Origin of the sequence: Vibrio thalassae (genome assembly GCF_900089835.1) — a bacterium.
GTDB classification, from domain to species: Bacteria; Pseudomonadota; Gammaproteobacteria; order Enterobacterales; family Vibrionaceae; genus Vibrio; species Vibrio thalassae.
Window position 1 is genome coordinate 1 of record NZ_OANU01000104.1, and the last position, 3,605, is coordinate 3,605.

Sequence of the window (3,605 nt, forward strand, 5' to 3'; positions counted from 1 at the left end):
CCAAGCAGCAATTCATCCGCATCACGAATACCATCACCGTCACTGTCCACACCACCATCGCTGGCATCCATCGGATTGAGGCCATTATCGGTTTCATAGCCATCGGTTAAGCCATCACTGTCATAGTCTGAGTTGCGATCGAGTGGCGCACTGTCATCCAGATCCGAGATACCGTCAGCATCGTCATCGTAATCCATGTGATCAGGAATACCGTCACTGTCGGTGTCTACATCGCCATTCATTAACGGTGAATTCGAATCGTTGGCGTCGCTGCCTAAGAGTTGCTCGTAGTAATCACCGTAGCCATCGTTATCGCTATCAATCGTTGGGTCACCATTGAGGCTGATAGTAAAGCGCTGTAATTTGCCATTCGCACTGCTGTAACCATAAGCAGTGCCATTCTCAACCCGCAGTTCATCGGAGCGACCAAAAATGACGTCTTGACGCATGCGCGTTATTGGTACCAACACTTGCAAGTCCTTGTTGATCATCATATAAGCACTGTAGTCATAGCCATCAAAGGTATGGATTTCCATCAAGAGCAAGATAACATTGTCGGCAAGTTTCAACGGTTTCAAGCGGCTGATATTGTCTTGAATATCGATAAAGTCCGATAGCCACACCACATAACGGTTTTCTAGTAAGTTATAGCCACCGCCGAAAGTGTAATAATCACTGCTTTCGTATTCACCAAAGGTAAGGTACTCACCGTCTGCGGCGTTTTTCGCGGTCGCTACCACGGCAATGTTACGCGATTTATTGTGGGCTCTGCCGACTTCGGCATTGTTAAGACCACGCTCACTCATCATGAAGCTGAGGAGGCGATCGTCCATTTCTACCACACCACCAAGCTCAGAATACGTTCGATTATCGTTTGACCACTTGTAGTAAGTCGTGGTTGGTGTGGAGATCTCTGTGTATTCCTCAAATTGTCCGTTTTTCGAATGGGAACCATGCTGGGTTTTAAGCCTTAGAAGCTCTTGGGTTGCGCGGTTTGTATCATTCCATTGAACTAAATTGATACCACGCGGGTAGTTATCACCGAGGATCAAGGTATTAAAGTTACCTTGACTATCGACCATCAATGTACCACCAAATTGGTGACCGGAGATTTGACCCCATCCTTTGGTCATGTTGAGCGTATTCGCATCATAAATGTACGCACCGCCACCTTGGTGATTTGAACCATCACCACCTTGGGCATAAGTACGCAAGATGTTCATACCAATGCGATCACCCGACCAAGCAAGTTTGCTCGGCATATCGTCTATCTTCCAGACATCAATTGCGCCAACACCAGATGTGCTGGTATTTAGGGTCTGATTAATGGTGACACTTTGTGCATTCAAGTCGTACCGGATCAGACGCACTGTCGTTGGCGTTACTTTATCGGACGCACCGCCGGTAGCCCCTAAACCATACACAATGTCACCCGCACCATTACTGGTTGCTGACAAGAGATTCTCATTGGCGGCGTTAGGTAAAGTGATTGTCCGATTATGTGTACCATCGATATTAAATTCGCTGTAGTAGACAGCCATGGTAGTTTGGTCTTGCCAAACCACACCGTCTTTGGTGCCATTGGAGACCGCAGAATACGCCACTTTTGGCATATAATTTGAACCGTGACTATCCAGCGAATAGTTATAATCCTCATACGGCACATACATATCTTCGCTACGGCTATGTGCTTCAGTCATGATGCGCACCACTGGCGAGGTATATTCTGTGCGTTCATGCGTTGCTGAAACGGTAGTGGTGCCTAAGCGCTCCCCTGTTGCGAGGTTATTCCACACCGTTGGCTCTGCGTCATCTGGGTCAAGAATGCCATCATGATCGGTATCAAAGCTGCTGGCATCACTTGGGTCAGAGCCGTCTTGGTATTCCACTAAGTTGGTGAAGCCATCACCATCCAGATCACCACTTTCATCACCTGCAGTTAATGGGTCTAAACCATAGGTGGTTTCAAAGCCATCTCCCATGCCATCGCCATCGGTATCGGACGTTACACTGTAGCTGTTAACATCAAGTGTATCGGCAACACCATCGCCATCCAAATCAGGGTCAATACCATCCTCAATACCATCGCCATCAAAATCACTGTGCGGCAAGGTGAAATCAATACTGAACGGATAAATGCCCAACTCTTCTTGTGCTGAAGTGACATAACGTAATTTCGCCACACCACCATTGTAATGAGTACCCGTCGGCAATGCGCTTAAACTACCGCTATCAAGTGAAATGTGGAAATAATTGACGGTATCAAAGTCAGGCGATTGCTCACCAGGGATGGTGACATAATGCATCGCTGTTTGAATTTGATTGTAAATACGATGCCCTTTCAAGGTCACTGGATAAACATTGCCCGCAGCATCTTTCACCTCAAGCGTGAAATGGGTCTCGGTCTCGGCGGTATCCCACCAATTTGGCGTGAGTGTTTCGCTAGGACCTGTCAAACCTGATCCAGGTAAGATCGCAACCGCTAGGTATTCGCTACCGGTGAAATGATTGGTGTAATCAAAAGATAAGCTGGTATCAGGGGTGAGGTTCTCTACCGTGTAAATCTCAGCAGTGGTGGTTAGCAGACCGATAGCCGTTAGTGGGTTGCCATCGGCATCAATGATTTCCATTTCTGCCGTGTGCTGACCAAGGCTTAATCCCGATAAAATCACGCTTGGTTCAGTGGCAGTTATCCATTCACCACCATCTAGACGGTAACGCCAACCATCAAAGCTGATACGAGTAGAGAAAGATAAGCGGGTATCGTCATTATTTAGTTGCACCAAGCTAAAGTTAGAAATCAGTTCACCATAGAGATCTAAATCTTCTGGCACCGCCATGAGGTTCAACGCCGTGGTGCGCTCACTCACATCTTGATTAATGAATAACCAGTTATCATCGGGAATATCCGCAGCCTCAATGGTTTGTAATTTGGTCGCGACCCAATCACTGCCATTGAGCGTCACCTCATAAATGTCGTATTTCACATCACGCGGCAAACGCAGCATTGGGTAGGTTTTATTTAAATGGAATGAGTTTGCTGCCACCTGCGGTGCACCAATTTGATATAAAGGTATCGCGGTATTGAACTGATAGCTGATCCCTTCGTTGACGGTATATTGGGTCGCTGTGTAACTAGCGCTAGGAAAGCCACAGCCGTTTGCCCCGTCATAGTAGACCAACGCAATGTTACCCACCGTTTCGCTTGGGGAAGCACTGGCTGGACAATTAGCAGTATTATTCGTTGTGTATGGAATCGGCAAGCCGTCAACATTACCAGCGAGAACACCAGAATTAAGCGTGACATAGAGGTCGTTTTCATCCGCTGTACCGTTACCATCCAAATCCGTATCAAGACCATTCAATGTGCCATCGTTGTCAGTGTCTATTTGACCTAGGTAAATCGGATGATTGGCATCATTCGGATCACTAAATTGTGCCAGTTCCACCCCATCTAAAATACCGTCACCATCTGAATCCACCACATTGTCATTATTCACGACTGCAATCAAGGCTTGCACTTCATCTGGGGTATTCCACACATTACCTGCCAATGCTGCTTGGTATTCAGCGATCAAACTCGCTGCCAAATATTGCGTTGGCAA

Annotated in this window: 1 pseudogene; it reads right to left on the bottom strand. The window is 47.0% G+C overall.

Going from position 1 to position 3,605, the window contains the following annotated elements:
- Positions 1-3,605 (bottom strand): annotated as a pseudogene (locus tag VTH8203_RS19440) (hypothetical protein); the annotation flags it as partial.